This is a genomic window from Nonomuraea thailandensis (genome assembly GCF_024172165.1).
Lineage (GTDB): Bacteria > Actinomycetota > Actinomycetes > Streptosporangiales > Streptosporangiaceae > Nonomuraea > Nonomuraea thailandensis.
Window position 1 is genome coordinate 6,642,218 of the sequence record NZ_JAMZEB010000002.1, and the last position, 19,574, is coordinate 6,661,791.

At 72.5% G+C, this 19,574-nt stretch carries 21 protein-coding genes; 8 read left to right on the forward strand and 13 right to left on the reverse strand.

The window, feature by feature from the left end; genetic code table 11:
* Positions 1–7: 7 nt before the first annotated feature.
* Genes HD597_RS34285 through HD597_RS34300 form a run of 4 tightly spaced genes read right to left on the reverse strand, consistent with a single transcriptional unit; the run spans position 8 to position 3,784 of the window.
* Positions 8–814 carry an SDR family NAD(P)-dependent oxidoreductase gene (locus HD597_RS34285; protein WP_253747361.1) on the reverse strand — a complete coding sequence of 269 codons (807 nt, stop codon included), beginning with the start codon at positions 812–814 and terminating at the stop codon, positions 8–10.
* Complete coding sequence (locus tag HD597_RS34290) at positions 808–2,076, reverse strand: cytochrome P450 (RefSeq protein WP_253747363.1); 1,269 nt, start codon at positions 2,074–2,076, stop codon at positions 808–810. The genes HD597_RS34285 and HD597_RS34290 overlap by 7 nt, the downstream gene beginning before the upstream one ends.
* Positions 2,073–3,032 carry a phosphotriesterase family protein gene (locus HD597_RS34295; RefSeq protein WP_253747365.1) on the reverse strand — a complete coding sequence of 320 codons (960 nt, stop codon included), beginning with the start codon at positions 3,030–3,032 and terminating at the stop codon, positions 2,073–2,075. The genes HD597_RS34290 and HD597_RS34295 overlap by 4 nt, the downstream gene beginning before the upstream one ends.
* A complete protein-coding gene (locus HD597_RS34300; RefSeq protein WP_253747367.1) occupies positions 3,017–3,784 on the reverse strand; it encodes a phytanoyl-CoA dioxygenase family protein in 768 nt (255 codons plus the stop codon). The genes HD597_RS34295 and HD597_RS34300 overlap by 16 nt, the downstream gene beginning before the upstream one ends.
* A gap of 147 nt (positions 3,785–3,931) precedes the next feature.
* Here HD597_RS34300 and HD597_RS34305 point away from each other — a divergent pair, with 147 nt between their 5' ends.
* Positions 3,932–4,840, forward strand: coding sequence for a TIGR03621 family F420-dependent LLM class oxidoreductase (locus HD597_RS34305; RefSeq protein ID WP_253747369.1), 909 nt, complete (start codon positions 3,932–3,934; stop codon positions 4,838–4,840).
* A 157-nt stretch (positions 4,841–4,997) separates the two neighbouring features.
* Positions 4,998–5,585, forward strand: a complete 588-nt coding sequence (locus HD597_RS34310) for a histidine phosphatase family protein (protein ID WP_253747371.1) — start codon at positions 4,998–5,000, stop codon at positions 5,583–5,585.
* 3 nt (positions 5,586–5,588) lie between these two features.
* On the opposite strand, the gene HD597_RS34315 is transcribed toward HD597_RS34310, so the two are convergent.
* The 6 genes from HD597_RS34315 to HD597_RS34340 form a co-directional block, all read right to left on the reverse strand.
* Positions 5,589–5,849 (reverse strand): sigma factor, encoded by a 261-nt coding sequence (locus tag HD597_RS34315; RefSeq protein ID WP_253747373.1) that lies wholly within the window; start codon positions 5,847–5,849, stop codon positions 5,589–5,591.
* Entirely contained in the window at positions 5,849–6,748 is a 900-nt protein-coding gene (locus HD597_RS34320; protein WP_253747375.1) for a maleylpyruvate isomerase family mycothiol-dependent enzyme, read from the reverse strand. The genes HD597_RS34315 and HD597_RS34320 overlap by 1 nt, the downstream gene beginning before the upstream one ends.
* 20 nt (positions 6,749–6,768) lie before the next feature.
* Complete coding sequence (locus HD597_RS34325) at positions 6,769–7,527, reverse strand: hypothetical protein (protein ID WP_253747377.1); 759 nt, start codon at positions 7,525–7,527, stop codon at positions 6,769–6,771.
* 48 nt (positions 7,528–7,575) lie between these two features.
* Positions 7,576–7,821 carry a 3'-5' exonuclease family protein gene (locus HD597_RS34330; RefSeq protein ID WP_253747379.1) on the reverse strand — a complete coding sequence of 82 codons (246 nt, stop codon included), beginning with the start codon at positions 7,819–7,821 and terminating at the stop codon, positions 7,576–7,578.
* Between the two features lie 100 nt (positions 7,822–7,921).
* On the reverse strand, positions 7,922–8,158 hold the full coding sequence (locus tag HD597_RS34335) for a DUF397 domain-containing protein (protein WP_043632079.1): 237 nt from the start codon (positions 8,156–8,158) through the stop codon (positions 7,922–7,924).
* Entirely contained in the window at positions 8,159–9,025 is an 867-nt protein-coding gene (locus HD597_RS34340; protein ID WP_504928479.1) for a Sco1979 family transcriptional regulator, read from the reverse strand.
* 290 nt (positions 9,026–9,315) lie between these two features.
* Here HD597_RS34340 and HD597_RS34345 point away from each other — a divergent pair, with 290 nt between their 5' ends.
* Together HD597_RS34345 and HD597_RS34350 are read left to right on the forward strand one after the other, a co-directional pair.
* Positions 9,316–9,810 (forward strand): ATP-binding protein, encoded by a 495-nt coding sequence (locus tag HD597_RS34345; protein ID WP_253747381.1) that lies wholly within the window; start codon positions 9,316–9,318, stop codon positions 9,808–9,810.
* Between the two features lie 78 nt (positions 9,811–9,888).
* Entirely contained in the window at positions 9,889–12,309 is a 2,421-nt protein-coding gene (locus tag HD597_RS34350) for a helicase-associated domain-containing protein (RefSeq protein WP_253747383.1), read from the forward strand.
* 21 nt (positions 12,310–12,330) lie between these two features.
* Here HD597_RS34350 and HD597_RS34355 read toward each other — a convergent pair whose 3' ends face one another.
* Positions 12,331–13,350: an ABC transporter substrate-binding protein gene (locus HD597_RS34355; protein WP_253747385.1), complete on the reverse strand. Its 1,020-nt coding sequence runs from the start codon at positions 13,348–13,350 to the stop codon at positions 12,331–12,333.
* Between the two features lie 86 nt (positions 13,351–13,436).
* Between HD597_RS34355 and HD597_RS34360 the strand changes: the two genes are divergently transcribed.
* The 3 genes from HD597_RS34360 to HD597_RS34370 are packed head-to-tail and all read left to right on the forward strand — an operon-like array spanning position 13,437 to position 16,311.
* Positions 13,437–14,501: a FecCD family ABC transporter permease gene (locus HD597_RS34360; protein ID WP_253747386.1), complete on the forward strand. Its 1,065-nt coding sequence runs from the start codon at positions 13,437–13,439 to the stop codon at positions 14,499–14,501.
* Positions 14,498–15,505 carry a FecCD family ABC transporter permease gene (locus tag HD597_RS34365; protein WP_253747388.1) on the forward strand — a complete coding sequence of 336 codons (1,008 nt, stop codon included), beginning with the start codon at positions 14,498–14,500 and terminating at the stop codon, positions 15,503–15,505. Before HD597_RS34360 ends, HD597_RS34365 begins: the two co-directional genes overlap by 4 nt.
* The gene (locus HD597_RS34370) at positions 15,505–16,311 is read left to right on the forward strand and encodes an ABC transporter ATP-binding protein (protein ID WP_253747390.1); all 807 of its coding nucleotides are present in this window, start codon (positions 15,505–15,507) and stop codon (positions 16,309–16,311) included. Before HD597_RS34365 ends, HD597_RS34370 begins: the two co-directional genes overlap by 1 nt.
* On the opposite strand, the gene HD597_RS34375 is transcribed toward HD597_RS34370, so the two are convergent.
* Positions 16,308–16,901, reverse strand: a complete 594-nt coding sequence (locus tag HD597_RS34375; protein WP_253747392.1) for a TetR/AcrR family transcriptional regulator — start codon at positions 16,899–16,901, stop codon at positions 16,308–16,310. The genes HD597_RS34370 and HD597_RS34375 overlap by 4 nt on opposite strands.
* Positions 16,902–17,015: 114 nt before the next feature.
* Between HD597_RS34375 and HD597_RS34380 the strand changes: the two genes are divergently transcribed.
* A complete protein-coding gene (locus HD597_RS34380) occupies positions 17,016–18,308 on the forward strand; it encodes an FAD-dependent oxidoreductase (RefSeq protein ID WP_253747394.1) in 1,293 nt (430 codons plus the stop codon).
* Here HD597_RS34380 and HD597_RS34385 read toward each other — a convergent pair.
* Positions 18,259–19,515, reverse strand: a complete 1,257-nt coding sequence (locus HD597_RS34385) for an ArgE/DapE family deacylase (protein WP_253747396.1) — start codon at positions 19,513–19,515, stop codon at positions 18,259–18,261. The two genes, HD597_RS34380 and HD597_RS34385, sit on opposite strands and share 50 nt — an antisense overlap.
* Positions 19,516–19,574: the final 59 nt, after the last annotated feature.

Consider the following 19,574-nt stretch of genomic DNA (forward strand, 5'->3'; position numbering starts at 1 on the left):
GTGCAACCTATGGCCGCGAGCGCCACTGCTCAACCGCGTGCTGCGGCCGGTGCGCGAGGGTGCCCGAGTCGATCACCAGGGTCTGGCCGGTCAGGCAGCGGGACTCGTCGCAGCACAGGAACGTCACCAGGTTGGCGACGTCCTCCATCGAGCACGCCCACGGCAGCAGCCGCTCGGCCTGCTTGTCGGCGAGCTGCGCGGGCGTCATGGCCCGCTCGGCGGCCGGGGTGAGCACGAGGGCGGGCGCGATCGCGTTGCAGCGGATCCCGCGCGAGCCGTACATGGTCGCCACGTACCGGGTGAAGCCGATCAGCGCCGCCTTGGAGGCTCCGTACGCCGCGTGCACCGTGTCCCCCACCAGGGCGGACACCGACGACGTGATGACGACGGCGCCCCCGTCGGGCATGGCGGGCACCGCGTGCTTGACCATGAGCATGGCGCCGCGCAGGTTGACCTCCATGGTGCGGTCCCAGACGGCCACGTCGAGCGTCTCCAGCTCGCGGTCCCTCCCGTACACGCCGTGGTCGAGCACCGCGGCGTTGGAGTGCAGGACGTCCACCCGGCCGAAGGAGGCCACCAGCGTCGCCACCGCCTCCTCCACCTGCTTCTCGTCGGAGACGTCGCAGGTCAGCGCCATCCCGGTGCCGCCGCGGGCGCGGATGGCGGAGGCGGTGGCCCGCGCGCCGGCCGTGCGCACGTCGAGCGCCCCGACGCAGGCCCCCTCGGCGGCCAGGCGGGCGGCGCAGGCGGCGCCGATGCCCGAGCCGGCGCCCGTCACGAGCGCCACCTTGCCGTCGAAGCGCCCGCTCACCATTCCACCATCAGGGACGTCAGGCCGCGGCCCACGATCGACCTGCGGTAGGAGACGTCGTGGCCGGGCGCGAGCCGCAGCCCCGGGAGCCGCCGGCCGAGCACCTCCAGCGCCGTGCGCAGTTGCAGCCGGCCCAGCGCGGCGCCCACGCAGAAGTGGATGCCGTAGCCGAAGACCAGGTGCTCGGCGGCGTTCGGCCGGTCGATCACGAACCGGTCCGGGCCGGGGAAGACCGTCCCATCGTGGGCGGCCGAGTCGGTGGACAGCAGCACGAGGGCTCCGCGCGGGATCGTCACGCCGTGCAGGGCGACGTCCTCGGCCGCGTACCGGAAGGAGCCCAGGGACGCCCCGTCGATGCGCATGCACTCCTCGGAGGCGTTCGCGACCAGCTCGGGCGGCACCGGCCAGGCGCCCTCGCGCAGCAGCCGCAGGACGGTGTTGCCGAGCTGGTTGGGCACGGTGTCGTTGCCGCCGAGCAGGATCGTGGAGATCAGCTCCACCACCTCGCGGTGCGTCAGCTCCTCGCCGATGAGCGAGGTCATCAGGGACGTGAAGTCGTCGCGGGAGTCCTTGGCCCGCGCGGCGACCAGGCGGTCCACGTAGTCGAGGTAGGTCAGGAAGCCATCGGCCAGCTCCAGCTGCCGGGCCGGCGGCTGCGGGGACAGGAAGAGCTGGAACCAGTCCTTGACGCGCGCCTGCACGAACGCCTCGTCCGCCTCCGGCACGCCGATGAAGCGGGCGGTCAGCTTGATCGACGGCTCGTGGCCGATCTCGCCGACGAAGTCCGCGTGCCCCTTCGGCGAGAGCCGGTCCAGCAGCTCCTCGTTCAGCCGCCTGAACTCCTGCTCCATGGCCGACACCGCGCGCGGCGTGAACGCCCTGGACACCGACCGGCGCAGGCGCGTGTGGTCGGGCGGGTCCACGTTCGCCACGAAGCTGGACAGGAACGAGCCGTGCTCGCCCAGCTTCTCCCGCGTCTCGCGGGTGAGGCTGCGCGAGATCGTCAGCGAGCCCTTGGAGGAGAAGCGGCGGGGGTCGCCGTACGCGGCCCGCACGTCGGCGTGGCGGGTCAGCACGTACGCGCCCAGATGCTCGCTCTTGAACACCGGCGCCTGCTCGCGCAGCCTGGCCAGGAACGGGTAGGGGGCGGCCACGTGCCAGTCCGCGCCGACGTCGAAGTCCTCGGCCAGGGTGTCGCCGGTCGTGCTGTCCCGGGTCGTGCTGTCCCGGGTCGTGCTGTCCCCGGTCATGCTGTCCTCGGTCATGGGGCGAAGATCCTCCGCGGGTTGACGACGAGCATCTGGTGGATCTGGTCGTCCGTGACGCCCCGGCCGCGCAGCGCGGGCAGCACGTCGCGGGAGATGTGCAGCAGGTGGTAGCGGGGATGCCGCTCGCGTACGACGGCGACGTCGAAGCGGTCGTTGAAGCAGTACGAGTCGTGACTCAGCACCATCCGCCCGGCGTGCCCGCGCTCGCACAGCTCCGCCACGATCGCCACCCGGTCCTCGAACGGGCTGATCGTCTCGATGCCGAACCGGTCCATGCCCAGGTACGAGCCGTTCGCGACCAGCTCCTCCAGGTACGCCACGTCCGTCGAGTCACCGGCGTGCCCGATGACCACCCGCCCCAGGTCCACGCCCAGCGAGGCGAGGAGCTTCTGCTGGTCGAGCCCGCCCCTGGACGCGCTGTGGGAGTGGGTCGTGATCGGCGCCCCGGTCTCCAGGTGCGCCTCGGCGACGGCCCTGAACACCCGCTCGCAGCCCTTGGTCAGGCCGAGGTGGTCGGAGGCGCACTTGAGGACGGCCGCCTTGACCCCGGTGCGGCCGATGCCCTCGGTGAGGTCCCGTACGAAGAACTCGGCCAGCCGGTCCGGCCCGCCGAACAACGATCCGGGGCCCCGGTTGGCGAAGTACGGCGGCAGCGCGTCGTAGGTGTAGAGGCCGGTGGCGGCCACGATGTTCACGGAGGTCAGCTCGGCCACCCGCTGGACGGCCGGGACGTACCTGCCCAGGCCCACCACGGTGAGGTCCACGATGGTGTCGATGCCCGCCGCCTTGAGCGCGTCGAGCTTGCCCGCCGCCTCGCGCGCCCGCGCCTCCAGGTCCCAGCCCTCCGGGATGTCCGGCCAGTTCCACAGGATCTCCGGGCTCAGCCCGAAGACGTGCTCGTGCATGAGCGTCGCCCCGAGGTCGGCGACCGGGCCTCTCACGGTTTCAGGCACGGGAACCTCTCGTGCTCGAACGGCCGGTTCACCTGCAGGCCGAGCCCGTCGGTCTGCTTGTACGGCAGGCCGGTGTAGAGGGCGTCGGCGTCGAAGTAGGTGGCGGTGAAGGACAGGCGCGGGGTGTCGCGGCGGTTGGCGGGGGCGCCGTGCACGGTCAGGGCGTGGTGCACGGTCGCGTCGCCGGCCTTGAGGTCGAGCGGCGGCGACACCTCCAGCTCCTTGAGCCAGGGGTGCTGGGTGAGCTGGTCGTCGCCGGGGCGGGTGAAGCTGCGGCCGAGCAGGCCGTACCGGTGCGAGCCGTCGTAGAAGCGCAGCGACCCCATGTCGGCCGGCACGTCACACAGCGCCAGCCAGACGGTGAGCATGGCGGAGCGGTCCATCGGCATCCACGGGAAGTCCTGGTGGAACTCGGTGGCGCCGTGCTCGCCCGGCTCCTTGACGAGCAGGTTGGTGACCTGCACCCGCACCGCGCGCACGCCGCGCAGCAGCCGGACGGCGGTGCGGCCCATCGCGGGGCTCAGCGTCAGCGCGGCGAACGCCTCGTCGCCCGCCGCGATGTCCCTGGACTGGCCGAACGCCTGGTCGACGAGCGTCTCGTGGCGCCTGGAGCGCGCCTCCAGGTAACCCGTGGCCCGCTCGCGCAGCTCGGCGGCCGCACCGGGCGGGACCAGCCGCCCGAGCCGCACCCAGCCGTGCTCGGCGAAGAAGGCCGCCTCGTCGTCGGTCGCCTGACGCACCGGGATCTCCATGCGCCCAGTCTCGCACCTAAAGCAAGCGCTTGGTAAGACCCGCGGCCCGGGCACCCCCCACTCGTGCGCGCCCGCCCGGCCCCACCCCTTCGGCAGGACCGTGCCGCGCGGTTATGATCCCGAGCAAGCACTTGGTGGGAGGCGATCGTGCGGCGGTTCAGGTTCGGGGCGGTGGTCCGGGAGGCCGGGTCGGGGAAGGCCTGGGCGGAGAAGGCGAGGAGGCTGGAAGGGGCCGGGTTCGACGTGCTGCTCGTCCCCGACCATCTCGTCGGCCCGAGGTTCGCGCCCATCGCCGCGCTCACGGCCGCGGCCTGCGCCACCACCAGGCTGCGCGTGGGCACGCTGGTGTTCGCCAACGACTTCCGGCACCCGGCCGTGCTGGCCAAGGAGACGGCCACGCTCGACCTGCTGTCCGGCGGGCGGCTGGAGGTCGGGATCGGGACCGGGTGGATGGCCGGCGACTACGCGGGCGCGGGGCTGGCGCTGGAGCCGCCGGGGGTGCGGGTCGAGCGGCTGCGGGAGGCCCTGGCCGTGCTCAAGGGGCTCTGGGGTGAGGGGCCGTTCCGCTTCGAGGGGCGGCACTACCGGATCTCCGGGCTCGACCAGCAGCCGAAGCCGCTCCAGCGGCCCCGGCCGCCGCTGGTGATCGGCGCGGGCGGGGCCCGGATGTTGCGGCTGGCGGCCGAGGAGGCCGACGTGGTGAACATCGGGATGCGGGTCAGACCCGACGGGAGCGGGCCCGACCTGCGGGACGGAGGAGTGCGGGCGCTGCTCGGCAAGCTCGCCGCCGTGCGCGAGGCCGCCGGGGAGCGGTACGCGGGGCTCGAACTGGGCACCAGCGTGATCCAGACGGGCGAGCGGAAGGCGGAGGAGGCGTGGAGCGCGGCCGACAGCGCCGCGCTGGACGAGACGCCGCAGGTGCTGCTGGGCACGCGACACGACATCGTTGACAAGCTCCGCTATTGGCGGGATGAGCACGATATTTCGTATTTCGTGCTGCACCACGAGCGGGACCTGGACGCCTTCGTGCCGGTCGTCGAGGAACTGGCCACCTGACCTGCCCGCCCTGACCTGCCCGCCCCGACTCGCGCCTCGCCCGCCCCTCGCCCGCCCCGGCTCCGGCCAGGGCCCGCGCCGGGTCCGGGGCCCGGGCCGGCCCGGGCGCGGCCACCTGGCCTCAGGCCGGGTCCGGCCGTGCCCGATGATGGGACACATGAACGAGATGCTGCTGCTCCGGCACGGTGAGACCGAATGGAGCAAGGCGGGCAGACACACCGGCCGTACCGACCTGCCTTTGACGGAGCACGGCGAGGAGCAGGCCAGGGCCCTGGCGCCCCTGGTCAAGGAGCCGTTCGACCTGGTGCTGGTCTCCCCCGCCCAGCGCGCCCGCCGCACGGCGGAGCTGGCCGGGCTGACCGGTTACGAGGTGGACGCAGACCTGTGGGAGTGGGACTACGGCGGCTATGAGGGCATCACCACGCCGCAGATCCGTGAGACCAGGGCCGGGTGGTACCTGTGGCGTGACGGCGTGATCCCCGGCGACGCGGAGCATCCCGGCGAGAGCGCGGCCCAGGTGGCCGCGCGTGCCGACCGGGTGATCGAGCGGGCCAGGGGCGCCGGGGGGCGGGTGGCGCTGGTGGCGCACGGGCACTTCCTGCGCGTGCTGGCCGCCCGCTGGCTGGGCCTGGCGCCCGAGGACGGCAGGCTGCTGAAGCTGGACACGGGCACCTACTCGCGGCTCGGCTTCGAGCACGCCGAGCCGGTGCTCATGGCCTGGAACGCCCCCGTCAACCAGGTGTAGAGGCTAGACCTTCGTGCGCAGGGCCGACTCGTGCAGGGCCCTGCTCACCAGCCAGCCGCGTAACGACCCCAGGCTGGGGTCGTACGACAGGGGCCGCTCCCAGAGCGCGGTGAACACGTCCTGGGTGACCTCCTCCGCGTACGCCTGGCTGCCGGTGACCTTGACGGCGACGCCGTACACGTACGCGCCGTGCTGGTCGTAGGCGTCGGCCAGCGCGTCGAGGTCTCCGGCCGTCAGTCGTGCGCACAGGTCCATGTCGCTCATCAGTCGCATCCCAGCGTCGCGGCGGCGCGGATCAGGTCGCGGGCGAGCACGGGGTCGCCCTCGGCGGCGTAGGGGAAGCAGTCGGTCGGCCACCGGTTGGCCAGCAGGCGGCAGAAGTCCACGGCGTCGGCCGAGACGAGCACGCCGACGTGGTCGGAGGCGGGAGAGAGCGGGATCGTCCAGGTGCCGCCGCCGGGGCCGGTCAGCACGACGGTGGCGGAGACGTCGCGGCGCGGCCCCTTCATCGCGTGCGGCAGCATGACCAGGCCGAATTCGGCGATCATGCGCACGTGCTCGGGCCGGGGCGCGGCCCTGGAGCGGTCGGTGGCGGCCCGGATGTCGTCGGCGTGCGTCCACGTCTCGAACGTGCGCTGGACCATGGCCTGGCGCAGCGGCGCGCGGGCCGGCGTCGGGCTGGTGCCGGCCAGGGCCACCTCCACGTCCAGCAGCACCTCGGTGCTGCCCGACACGCGCTGGAGCAGGGATCCGGCCTGCTCGCGCCAGCGCCGGTGGATCGGCGCGGCGATGGTCGTCACGCCCGTGCCGGCCACGCCCATGAGCCTGGCCACGGTCGCGTCGTTGGCGGCCAGGTGCTCGACGACGCCTCTGACCGTGCCGTGCCGGGCGATCGGGGCCTCCCAGTCGGGCGCGCTCAGCTCGGTCAGCAGGTCGTCCATGAGCGCGACCTGCTCGGCGTACGGGCCCGCGATCGTCGCCACGGGCACCAGGGCCGGGCTGCGGCGCCGGCGTGCCATGGACATCACGGCCTCGCGCAGCGACGGGGGCGGCGCGACGGCCGTCTCCGGCTCGTCGAGCAGCGCGATGGCGGCGCTGCAGTCGGGGCACGAGGCGACGTGGTCGTCTGGGCTCTGCCCGTTGTACAGGTAGGAGTCCGTCATGGCCACCTCCGCAGCCGACGCTAACCCGGCGGGCTCCCAGGTGCCAGGCGGCAGCCGGGGAACGGTGCCAGAAGCGTCTCACGCCAGCGGCCCTCAAGGTAGTCGCGGGCGCGTTTTCCCCAGTCCAACAGCCGAGAATCCGGCTCGACCTCGTCGTCGAGGCCGAGGGCCGCGTCGCGGGCGCGCTGGGTGGCCAGGTGGTCGTCGAGGGAGACGGCCCAGACGGTGACCGCCTCGGTGTCGCAGAAGAGCACCTCGTACAGGCCGACGAGGGTGTGGCCGTGCTCGGCGAGCAGCGGGGCGCGTTCGGTGCGGACGGCGTGCAGGTAGTCGAGCGCGGCCCCGGGGCGTACGCGGGCGCTCTCGAAGAGGTAGAGCTCGGCGGCGGGCGCCTCGGCGAGCGGCGGGCAGCCGGGCGCGGCCCCGAGCGGCCGGGAGAAGGCCGAGAAGCGCAGGTCGTCGATGTCGGACAGGAAGAGCCGCTGGTCCACGCCCTGGTAGATCTCCATCATCTGCCGCCAGCCGCCGTCCCAGCCGCCGTGGCAGTCCCACAGCGTGACGGCCTTGAACTGGGGGTGACCGGTGATGCCGACCGCGTAGAAGGCGCCGACGAGGTCGATCTCGCGCGATCTGATGGACATGCCGGAGGTGAGCTCCGGGGCGGCGCGTTCCTCGTCCTCGCGCTTGTAGCGGGTCAGCCAGGTGAGGTACTCCAGCGGGCGCCTGGAGTTCATCGGCCGGAAGTCGACCTCCTCGATCAGGTGGATCGCGCGCCGCACCACGCCTCCTCTGACTACCAAGCGATTGCTTGGCTCAGAGGATAGCGATCAGGCGGGCACTTGGGAAGGCTGGGGCCCCCGTCCCGTGAGCCACTCCAGGACCCTGCGGTGCCCGGACGCGGCGTCCTCGAAGTGGCCCCAGTGCCAGTACCGGGGCTGGTCCCGGATGCCGGTCACCCAGGTGCGGTAGGAGACGGAGGCGCCAGTGGTGGCGGGCGCCACGCCATAGGTGCGGATCACGACCTTGCCGCCCGGCGCGAACAGCACGTCGTCGGCGATCGGATACAGAGTCATCTGGTCGAGCATGACCCGAATCCTCGCCGGAGGACGAGGCAGGGCGGTTACACCTCCGGCGCGCCCTCGTTACGCGGGGCGCGCCGGTGTGAACATGTTGTTACACGAGCAGGCCGTCGAACTCTCCGTCCTTCACCCCGAGCACCAGGGCCCGGATCTCGTCGCGGGTATAGATGAGGGCAGGGCCGTCGGGGAAGCGCGAGTTGCGCACCGCGATGCCCCCGTCGGGAAGCTCCGCGAGCTCGACGCAGTTGCCCTGCGAGTTGCTGTAGCGGCTCTTGCGCCAGGCGACCTGGGTCAGGTCCGCCGCCGGCATGCCGTTGTAGGTCTGGTTCATCTACATCTTTCTGAGAAGACCGCCGATGAGCTCGACGGTGCCCCCTGGCGTGGTGCTCTCCACGCACAACTGCTCCATGGCCGTGAGATACGGATCGATGTCCTCACGCTTGTCCAGGTACAGGGCACCCCAGAGCTGCTCGACGTAGACAACGTCCGACAAGTCGGACTCGGGAAACCGCAAGATGCTGAACGCGCCCCCCTCAGCGGCATGCTTGCCGAATCTGAAGGGCATCACCTGGAGGGTGATGTTGGGAAGGGCAGCGACTTCCAGCAGATGCTGGAGCTGCTCGGACATGACCTCCCGCCCGCCGATGGTCCGCTTGAGCGCCGCCTCGTCGATGACGGCCCACAGCCGGGGTCCGTCCTTCTGGGTGAAGCGCTCCTGGCGCTGCATGCGCAGGTGCACGCGCCGTTCGATTCTGTCGGAACTCGCATCGGGGTTGCCAAGCTGGAAGACCGAACGCGCATACGAGGCCGTCTGCAGCAGGCCGGGCACGAACTGCACCTCATAGGTGCGGATCACGCTGGCCGCCTCCTCCAAACCGATGTACGTCGTGAACCACGACGGCAGTTCGGCCGAGTACTTGTGCCACCACCCCGGGGTGTTGGCCTCGCGCACCATCTCCAGCAGGGCACGGCGTTCGGCATCGTCGACGACGCCGTACAGGGTGAGCAGGTCTTCCACGTCACGTGTCTTGAAGCCGACGCGGCCGAGCTCCATGCGGCTGATCTTGGACTCGGACGCCCGGATGTGGAATCCGGCCTGTGCCCGGTCAAGCCCGCTGGCCTCACGGAGGCGCCTGAGACTCGCCCCCAGCATGATGCGCCGAACGGTTGAACCGGTCCCGGGCGGATCAATCGACACGTGCTGCTCCTTGGTCGTTTCCTTGCAACACGGCGGGCCGCACCGTTCTCGGCGGCGCCACCGCACGTAGCGAAGTTGCACCCGCGATACGCCCCATTTGTACGGGCGACCGCAGGGTAGCGGAGTATGCACCTACAGTCTGTCACTTCACGGCCGAAAGATCATGGGCCGCGGACAAGATCCCCTTTCCCCCATATTGACCATTTGAGGGAAACCGTAGCGCTTGCACGAGTTGTCTGCACGTGCATTCGCTCTTGCACCTGCACGAGAGTTTGCAGCAGAATGATCACGTGCAATCCACCACGGCACCCGGCCAGTGGACCACGTTCGATTGGTGGCCCCCCGTCGGCTGGTGGCCGGAGGCCGCCCGCGATCTGCTGGTCCCCGGCCCGTCCACGAGTGCCACGTTCGTGCTCCCGCCCACCGCCTCCTCGGTCCATTCCGCCCGCAGCTTCACCGTGGGCGCGCTGACCGGCTGGGGCCTCGGCGAGCTGGCCGACAACATGGAGCTGGTGGTCTCCGAGCTGGCCACCAACGCGCTGCGGCACGGCCTGTGCCTGGACGGCCCGGGCCGCCAGCGCGCCGTCCAGATGTCCCTCGTCCGCCGGGGGCCGCTGGTGACCAGCGCCTTCACCGATCCAGGCTCCTCGGTGCCGGTGCTGCGATACCCTGGGCCCCTTGACACCGGCGGCCTCGGACTCCACATCGTCGAATCGCTCAGCCTCCGCTGGGGCTGGTCCGCACTCGCGCCTCACGGAAAGATCGTCTGGGCAGTCCTCTCCTGACCGGGGGTGATCTGCATTACCGTGGATGGTCATGGCTCACGGTGAGTCCCGCGCGCGACCCCATGAGAGTGCTGACAGATGGAAGATCACCTGCTCGGCTGGCTGCGAACACTGGACGAGGACCGGCTTGGCCGCATCCTGGCCAACAGGCCCGACGCCATCGCCGCGCCCTGGCCCAGGCGCCTCGACACCCTGGCCCAGCGGCTCGGCAATGCCGTCGCCGTGATCGAGACCCTGCGCCGCCTGCCGTTGCCCTGCCTCCAGGTCGCCGAGACCGCCCTGGCCATGACCCGCCCCACCGCCGACACGCTCGCCCGCTTCCTCAGCAGCCCCGAGGAGGAGGTGACGCCCTGGCTGGAGCACCTCTACGACCACGCGCTGGCCTGGCCGGGCGACGACGGCGTCATCCACCTCGCCGAAGGCGTCTCGCGCTGGTGGACAGCGCCGCTCAGCCTCGGCGAGCCCCTCGACCACTACCTGAACGCCTGGTCCATCAGCAACGACGCGCTGCACGCCCTCGCCCGCAACCTCGGCCTGCCCGTCCAGGGCAACAAGCGCCGCATGATCACCCGGGTCATCGAGGCGCTCAGCGACACCGACCGGGTCAGGGCGCTGATGCGCCACGCCCCCGAGGGCACCGTGCCGCTGCTCGACGGCTTCGCCTGGGACGGCCCCGCGCTCACCGTCGACGGCGCCCGGTTCGTCACCCCCGGCACGCCCGAGCGGTGGTGCGCCGACCACGGCCTGCTCTTCCGGCCGAGCTGGCACAAGGCCGAGATCCCCCGCGAGGTGGCGATCTGCCTGCGCGGCTCCGGCTACCACCCGGCCTACCTGCCCGACGCGCCCGAGCTGGCCACCATCCCGGTCGACCCCGAGGAGGTCGACCACCTGATGACGCTGGCCGCGCCGCACGTGGTCGAACGGTGCGCGGCCCTGCTCGACAACACCTCCAAGACGCCGCTGCCGCTGCTCAAGACCGGCGGCGTGGGCGTGCGCGAGGTCCGCAGGATGGCCAAGGAGACCGGCTGCGACGAGGACGAGACGCGGCTGCTGCTCGAGATCTGCGCGGTGGCCAGGCTGATGGCCTGGGACGAGCCGTCCGGCGGCATGATCCCCACCGAGCGGTTCGACCGGTGGCGGCTCGACGAGGGCTCGGCCCGGCTGCGGGTGCTGCTGGCGGCCTGGTGGCGGATGGAGCGCTCGTCGCTGCGCAAGATCGACGGCAAGTACGGCACCGTGCTCGGCGACGACCCCGCCGGCCCCGTGATCGCCCAGGTGCGCAGGGCCGTGCTGTCGGTGCTCGCCCACCTGCCCTCGGGCACGGCCTTCGCCGACCGCGACAGCCTGATCGGCAACGTCCACTGGCACGCGCCGCTGATCGACCGGGCGCTGCTGCGCGAGTGCGCGCCCGCCGTGCTCGACGAGGCCAGGCTGCTCGGCCTGCTGGCCAACAACACGCTGACCGACCTCGGCCGCGCCCTGGCCGGGCTGACGGCCAAGCCGGGAGACGAGAACGACGACGCCGTCCCGATGGTCGAGCACGACCCGATGCTGGCGGAGGCCGCCACCAGGGCGCTGGCCAGCGTGCGCAGGAGCGCGCTGTTCGGGCCCGACCTGACCGCGGTGGTCACGGGGCCGCCGTCGGCGGAGCTGGCGGCGCTGCTCGACCGCTGCGCCGACCGCGAGTCGCGCGGCGCGGCCTCGGTGTGGCGCTTCAACACGCCGAGCGTGCGCCGGGCGCTCGACCAGGGGTACGAGGCCGACGACCTGCTCGACGAGCTGGCCGCGGTGGGCACCATCCCGCAGCCGCTCGAATACCTGGTCCGCGACACCGCCCGCAGGCACGGCGAGGTGACGGTGAGCACGGTCGGGTGCGTGGTGCAGGCCACCGACCCGACGCTGCTGGCCGAGATCGCCGCCCACCGGCGGCTGGGCCGGCTGGGGCTGCGGCTGCTGGCCCCCACGGTGCTGGTCAGCGCGGCGCCGGCCGATCGCACGCTGGCGGCGCTGCGCGAGGTCGGCTACTCCCCCGTGCCCGTCGCCGACACCGGCGAGATCACCATCCACCGGGCCAGGGCCGAGGAGAGCGCACCCGGCAAGCTCGTCCTGCTGCCCGGCGGGCAGGTGGCCGAGCTGTCGGACTTCCCCGGCCTGGCGGAGTTCGAGGCACCGCCCCACATGCTGCTGGAGCCCCCGCCCGACCCGTACGAGCACGCCCGCCGCCTCGTCGCCGCCGGCCGGGCGGACGGCGAGAAGAACGGGCGCACCTGGGCGATCATCGGCAGGATGGCGACCAGGCTGCCGACGGCGCAGCAGTCGCTGCTCGGCTTCGTCGTCGACCGGGGCGTGCGCGCCGGCATCACGCTGACCGACGGGCTGACCGCCACGATCAGCCATGGCGAGCTCAAGGGCGGCGCGCTGGACGCCTGGTGCGAGGAGGCGGGCGACTACCTGGAGTTCCCCCTCGCCGAGATCGTCGAGGTCCGGGGCGCCTATTGAAGCGGTCCTGCTTGAGCGGCCCTACTTGAGCGGCTGGGCCTTCTTCAGGTTCGCCACCAGCTCCTCCAGGAAGGTGGCGTATCCCTGGTAGCTGAAGGGGGCCTCGGCCGACCACGGGTAGAGCTGGCCGGCCTTGACCGCGGGGAGCTTGGCGAAGGTGGGCTTCTTCATCATCTCCTCGGGCTTGAGCGCCTGCGTGCGCGTGTCGTAGAGGATCACATCGGCGTCGTACTCGTCGGCGTTCTCCCAGCTCAGCGTCTGGAAGAAGCCGCCCTCGTCCACCTTCGCGGGCGTGACGACGTTCAGGCCCGCGTTCACCATGTGCACGATGTCCGGGTACTCCGGCGGGTTGACCACCCAGAACGCGTCCGCGCCGCCCGAGGCCAGGAGGATCTTGAGGTCCTTGAACCGGGCGAGCTCCTTGGTGGCCGCCTCCATGCGGGCCTTGGCCTCGGGCACGCCCTCCATGCTCGCGCCGAGCGACTTGGCCAGCTCCTCGTACGTGCCGATCACCTCGGTGGCGCTCTTGCCGGTGAGCATGACGCCGGCGGTGGGGGCGACCTGCTCGATGGTGTCCTTGGACTTCTCGGGCACGTACCAGAGGGTGCCGTTGATGTACATGCTGCTGACCAGGAGGTCGGGCTGCAGCGCGATGTACTGCTCGACGTTGAACTCGTCCCAGACGTTGCCCAGGCCCGTGACCTTGGTGATGTCGACGTTGCCGACCTGCGGGTCCTTGCTGCCGTCCTTCAGCTTGTGCGGGCCGAACACGGCGATCGGGCGCACGCCGAAGTCCCACAGGGCGGCCGCGGCGCCCACCTGGGCGACGACTCTGGTGGGGACCTTGGGCTGCTCCAGCTTCTTGCCGCGGTCGTCGGTGAACGACCAGGATCCCTGGGCGGGAGCGCCGGAGGAGGCCGGCGCCGCGGGGGTCGCCTGCGTGGCCGCCCCGCCGTCACCGCAGGCCGCCAGTGCCAGGGCCGCCGCGAGTCCTGCCGCGCCCGACAGGAAACCCCTGCGAGCAAGTACCGGTCCCGACATCTCCAACTCCTAAGGTTAGGCTTGCCTTCTTGCAAGGCCATTAGATTAGCCTTGCCTAAGTTTGACTTGCTACGAGAGGGGGTCGGGTGCGCCCGGCTGAGGTAACGGTCGCGGCCGGAGCGGGCCAGGAAGACGGCGGACGCCAGGCCAGGGGCCGCCCCTCGGTGCTCGTCGCCGGGCTGGTCGTCACGGTGGCCTTGTTGGCGCTGGTCGCCATGGCGAGCGTGGCGCTGGGCGCCCGCTCGGTGTCGTTCAGCACGGTGATCGACGCGTTCCTGGCGCCGGACGGCTCCAACGACCACACGGTCATCCGCGAGCTGCGCGTCCCGCGCACGCTGCTCGGCCTCGGCGTGGGCGCCACGCTCGGGCTGGCCGGCGCGCTCATGCAGAGCCTGACCCGCAACCCGCTGGCCGACCCCGGCCTGCTGGGCATCGACCAGGGCGCCGCGCTCGGCGTCACGCTGGCGCTCGGCATCTTCGGGCTCACCGACCCCGTCGTGTACGTGTGGTTCGCCTTCGGCGGGGCCGCGCTGGCCTCCGTCGCGGTCTACTCGCTGGCCTCCTCGGGCCGCGCCGGCTCCAGCCCGGTACGCCTGGCCCTGGCCGGAGTCGCGTTCGGCATGGTCTGCACGGCGATCTCCTCGGCCATCCTCCGCACGGACTCCCAGACCTTCGACCGGATGCGGTTCTGGCTGACCGGCTCGCTGGCCGGGCAGACGGCCGACACGCTCGTGCGGCTCGCGCCGTTCATGGCCGCCGGGCTGGTGCTCGGGCTGCTGCTGGCCAGGCCGCTCAACATGCTGGCGCTCGGCGAGGACGCGGGCAAGGCGCTCGGCGTGAACGTGAACAGGACCCGGATCCTCACCGGCGTGGCCGTCACCCTGCTGTGCGGCGCCGCCACCGCCGCCGCCGGGCCGCTGGTGTTCGTCGGGCTGATCGTGCCGCACGCCGTGCGCGCCCTGGTGGGGCCCGACCAGCGGTGGGTGCTGCCGTACTCGGCGCTGGCCGCGCCCATCCTGCTGCTGGGCGCCGACGTGATCGGACGGCTCATCGCCCGGCCGGGAGAGGTGCAGGTGGGCATCGTCTGGGCGGTGATCGGCGCGCCGATCTTCATCATGCTCGCCAGGCGGAAGCGGGTGGCCGCGCTGTGAACGTCCGCGTCGGCTCCTGGTCCGTACGGCTCGCACCCCGCGCCCTGCTCGTCAGCGTCGTCCTCGTCGTGGCCGGCTTCCTGGTCACCGTGGCGGCGCTGTCCACGGGCGAGTTCACCGTGCCCGTGCCCGACATCATCTCGGCCATCTTCGGGCAGGGCACGCCCGTCGCCGAGCTGATCGTCGGCAAGCTGCGCGCCCCGCGCGTGGTCACCGGGCTGCTGGTCGGGGCCGCGTTCGGCCTGAGCGGGGCCATCTTCCAGAGCCTGACCAGGAACCCGCTGGGCAGCCCCGACTTCATCGGCTTCACCGCCGGCGCGTCCACGGGCGGCATCCTCGCCGTGGTCGCGGGCGGCTCCGCCATGACGATCGCCGGCGGCGCGCTGGCCGGATGCCTGGTGACGGCCGTGCTGGTGTACCTGCTGGCCTACCGGGGCGGCGTCCAGGGGTACCGGCTGGTCCTGGTCGGCATCGGGGCGAACGCGCTGCTGGTGGCCGTCAACTCCTACATCCTGACCCGCGCCAACATCAACGACGCGGCCAGCGCGGGCGCCTGGCTCACCGGCAGCCTCGGCGGGCGCGGCTGGGACCACGCCTGGCCCGTGGCGCTGGCGCTGCTGGTGCTGCTGCCGCTGTGCCTGTACATCGCGCGGCCGATGCGGATGATCGAGATGGGCGACGACGCGGCCAAGGCCATGGGCATCAAGGTCGAGGTCGTCCGCGTGGCGGCCGTCGCGGCCGGCGTGCTGCTGTCCGGGGTCGCCACGGCCGCCGCCGGGCCCGTCATCTTCGTCGCGCTGGCCGCGCCGCAGCTCGCCCGGCGGCTGACCCGCTCCCCCGGCGTGACGCTGGCCTCCTCCGCCCTCATGGGCGCCGTGCTGCTGACCGCCGCCGACCTGGCGGCGCAGCGCGTGCTCGCCCCCACCCAGCTCCCCGTCGGTGTGCTGACCGCCGCCATCGGCGGCACCTATCTCGTCCTGCTCCTCCGAAAGGACCGCCACTGATGGCCACCACCTCCCGTCTGACCGGCACCGGGCTGACCCTCGCCTACGACCAGCGCGTGGTGGCCACGGACCTGAGCGTGACGATCCCCGACGAGTCGTTCACCGTGATCATCGGCCCGAACGCCTGCGGCAAGTCCACCCTGCTGCGGGCCCTGGCCAGGATGCTCAAGCCCAGGACCGGCGCCGTCCACCTGGACGGCAGCGTGATCACCTCGTTGCCGTCGAAGGAGGTGGCACGGCGGCTCGGCCTGCTCCCGCAGAGCTCGATCGTGCCCGACGGGATCACCGTGGCCGACCTGGTGGCCCGCGGCCGCTACCCGCACCAGAAGCTGATGCGGCAGTGGTCGAAGGCCGACGAGGCGGCCGTGTCGGAGGCCATGCGCGCCACCGACGTGGCCGAGCTGGCGGACCGGATCGTGGACGAGCTGTCGGGCGGGCAGCGGCAGCGGGTGTGGCTGGCCATGGCGCTGGCCCAGGAGACGCCGATCCTGCTGCTCGACGAGCCCACCACCTTCCTCGACATCTCCCACCAGATCGAGGTGCTGGACCTCTGCGCGGAGCTGCACGAGCAGGGGCGGACCATGGTGGCGGTGCTGCACGACCTGAACCAGGCGTGCCGGTACGCCACGCACCTCATCGTGATGCGGGGCGGCCAGATCGTGGCCGAGGGCGATCCTACGGAGATCGTCACGTCCGAGCTGGTGCACGAGGTGTTCGACCTGCGCTGCGAGATCATCCAGGACCCGCAGTCGGGCACCCCGCTCATCGTCCCCGAGGCCCGCCGGCGCGTGACCGCCTCCTCCTAGGTCAGTGCCGTAGCCAGGGTGGTGACGGCACTGACGGCGCGGTCGCGGCCGTACTCGTCCTGGAGCACCTGCGCCAGCTCCGCCTGCATGGACGCCAGCAGCGCGTGCGCCAGGGCGTCGGCGTCGCCGCCCCTGGCCTCGGCCAGCAGGATCGCCACGTGGCGGTGCCAGAACCGGTACGCCCCGATCCGGTAACGCGCCCCCGGGCTGGCCGTCTCCGACATGCGTACCAGGTCGAGGTGGGCGAAGAGGTAGTCGAGGTAGGCCCGCGCGAACGCGACCAGCCGCTCGCGGGCGGGCGCGCCCGGCCCGAGCGGCGGCGGCCCCGACAGGATGCGCTGCTGGAGGTCGCGCTCGCGGGCGTCGAGCAGCGCCACCGCCAGCCCCGACTTGTCACCGAAACGCCGGAACAGCGTGCCCTTGCCGACCCCGGCCTCCGCCGCCACGGCGTCCATCGAGACCGCGTCCACGCCCTTCTCGGCGAACAGCCGCGCCGCCGCGGCCAGCACCTTCTCCCGGTTTCGCGCCGCGTCCGCCCGCTCCTGGACGGGCCGGCTCATCAGCAGCTCCAGCGACGTTTCCCGCACCATCCGGACTCTAGTCCAATTCACCGGCGCCGGAACGCGCCGAAAGACGTGGAAACAACGACATCCACGGGCGACTCTCTGCCGAATGCTCAGAACGACTTCACAGGGGGAATCCAGATGGATCACGCCGTCGTCATCGGGGCGAGCATCGCGGGCCTGCTGTCCGCGGCGGCCCTGCACCGCCGGTTCGCCCAGGTCACAGTGCTCGATCGGGACACGTTGCCGGCCGTCGACGCCCACCGCCGGGGCGCCGGCCAGAGCCGCCACGCGCACGGCCTGCTCGCCAGGGGCAGCGAGGTCATGGACGAGTTGCTGCCCGGCCTCTCGGCCGAGCTCGTCGCGCAGGGCGCGATCAGGGGAGACATGCAGGACCGGGCGCGCCACGTCCACGCGGGCCGGCGGCTGGCCCGCGGTTCCAGCGGGCTCACGGGGCTGCTCGTCAGCCGTCCGCTGCTCGAAGGCCAGGTGCGGCGCAGGGTCGGGGCGCTGCCCGGCGTGCGGGTGCTGGCCGAGCGGACCGTCACCGGGCTGCTGGCCAGGCAGGGCCGGGTCACGGGGGTGCGGCTCGCCGAGGGCGAGCTGATCCCGGCCGACCTCGTCGTGGACGCCGCGGGCCGCGGCTCGCGCACCCCGTTCTGGCTCGGCGACCTGGGCTTCCGGCCGCCGCGGGAGGAGCGCGTGACGATCGACCTGCGGTACAGCTCGCGCGAGTTCCGCCGCCGCGACGACCACCTCGCCGGGGACGTGATCGCCGTCGTCGGCCCCACGCCCGGGACGCCGCGGGCCGGGGTGGCGCTGGCGCTGGAGGACGAGCGCTGGGTCGTCACCCTGGCCGGGTACGGCATGGGGCCGCCACGCGGCCACGGGGACTTCGCCGCCTTCGCCGCCACCCTCGCCGCTCCCGACCTGCACCACCTGGTCACGACCGCGGAGCCGCTCGGGGAGCCGCGCACGTACCACACGCCCACCGCGGTCAGGCGCCGCTACGAGCGGCTGGCCTCCTTCCCCGACGGCCTGCTGGTCACCGGGGACGCGGTCTGCTCGTTCAACCCCCTCTACGGCCAGGGCATGACGGTCGCCGCCCTGGAGGCCAAGGCGCTGCTCGACCCCGGCCTGAGCCCGGCGGCGTACTTCCGGCGCCTCGCCGCGATCGTGGACCTCCCCTGGGAGATCACGGTCGGCGCCGACCTGCGGATCGCCACCACGGACGGCCGGCCGACGCCGAAGATGCGGCTCATCGGCGCCTACCTCGACCGCTTCCACGCCGCCGCCGCGCACGATCCCGAGCTGACGCGGCGCTTCCTGCGGGTGACGAACCTCTACGACCCGCCGCAGTCGCTGATGAGCCCTCCCGCGCTGCTCAGAGTGCTGCGCAGCGGCGCACAGCGAGCAGTGCCAGTGCCCGCGTGACCTCGCGCAGCTCCCTCAGCTCGACCTGCTCCCTGGGGGCGTGCGCGAACCGCACGTCCCCGGGGCCGTAGTGCAGCGTAGGGATGCCGCCCGCCGTGTAGAGCCGCAGGTCGCTCCCGTACGGCGCCGCCGTCTGCGCGGGCCGGGCGCCGGTCGTCTCCTCCACGGCCCGGTTCACCTGGCCGAGCAGCTCGTGGCCCGCCGGCAGCCGGCCGCTGGCGAACTGCCCGCCCGGCCACGTCACGACCGGCGGGTTGGCCCGCAGCCACGGGTCGTCGACCTCGGCCAGCACCTGCTCGAACGCCGCCCGCGCCGCGGCCGGGTCCTCCTCCAGCCGCACCCCGAGCCGCCCCTCGGCGACCAGCAGGTCGGGCACGGTGCTGGCCCAGTCGCCGGCCCGCACCGTGCCGACCTCGATCGGGTACGGCATCGCGTTGCCGGCGAACAGCTCGGGCACGTCCCTGTTGCGCTCGGCCTCCAGCCGCCGGATCGCCTGGAACACCGGCCAGAACGCCTCGATCGCGTTGACCCCCTCGTACCGGGTGGCGCCGTGCGCGGCCCGCCCGGCGATCTCCAGCCGGAACGTCAGCGCGCCCGCGTTGGCGGTGATGACGGCGCCGCTGGTGGGCTCGCTGATGACCGCCGCCTCGGCCGTGTGCCCCCTGGCCAGGGTGGCGAACGCGCCGAGCCCGCCGTCCTCCTCGCTGATCACGCAGTGCACGGCCAGCGGCCTGGCCAGCTCGATCCCGGCCCGCTCGATGGCGCGGGCCACGGCGAGGTTGGCGACGAGGCCGGCCTTCATGTCGCAGGCGCCCCTGCCGTGCAGCACGTCACCGGTGATCCGGGCGGCGAACGGGTCGCTGCCCTCCCACTTGGCCAGGTCGCCGGTCGGCACGACGTCCACGTGGCCCTGCAGCGCCAGCGCGGGCGGCCCTTCTCCGCCCGGGGTGACGGCCACGACGCCGTACCCCTCCGACCTCGGGGCCTCGGTGCCGGGGAAGCCGGGGCGGGTGGTCAGGTCGGTCAGGTCGAGTTTCCAGACGTCCACGTCCATGCCTGCCTCGGTGAGCAGGCGGGCCATGCGGTGCTGCAGGTCGGACTCGGCGTCGGTGCCGGTCACGCTGGGGACCCTGACGGTCTCGGCCAGCAGGTTCACGGTCTCGGCCTCGTCGAGGGCGTTCAGGACCCGGGCTTCTGCGTCGTGCATGGGCACACCTTCTCATGAACCCAGATCCGGACTTATGGCGATACAGGACGTGCGTACAT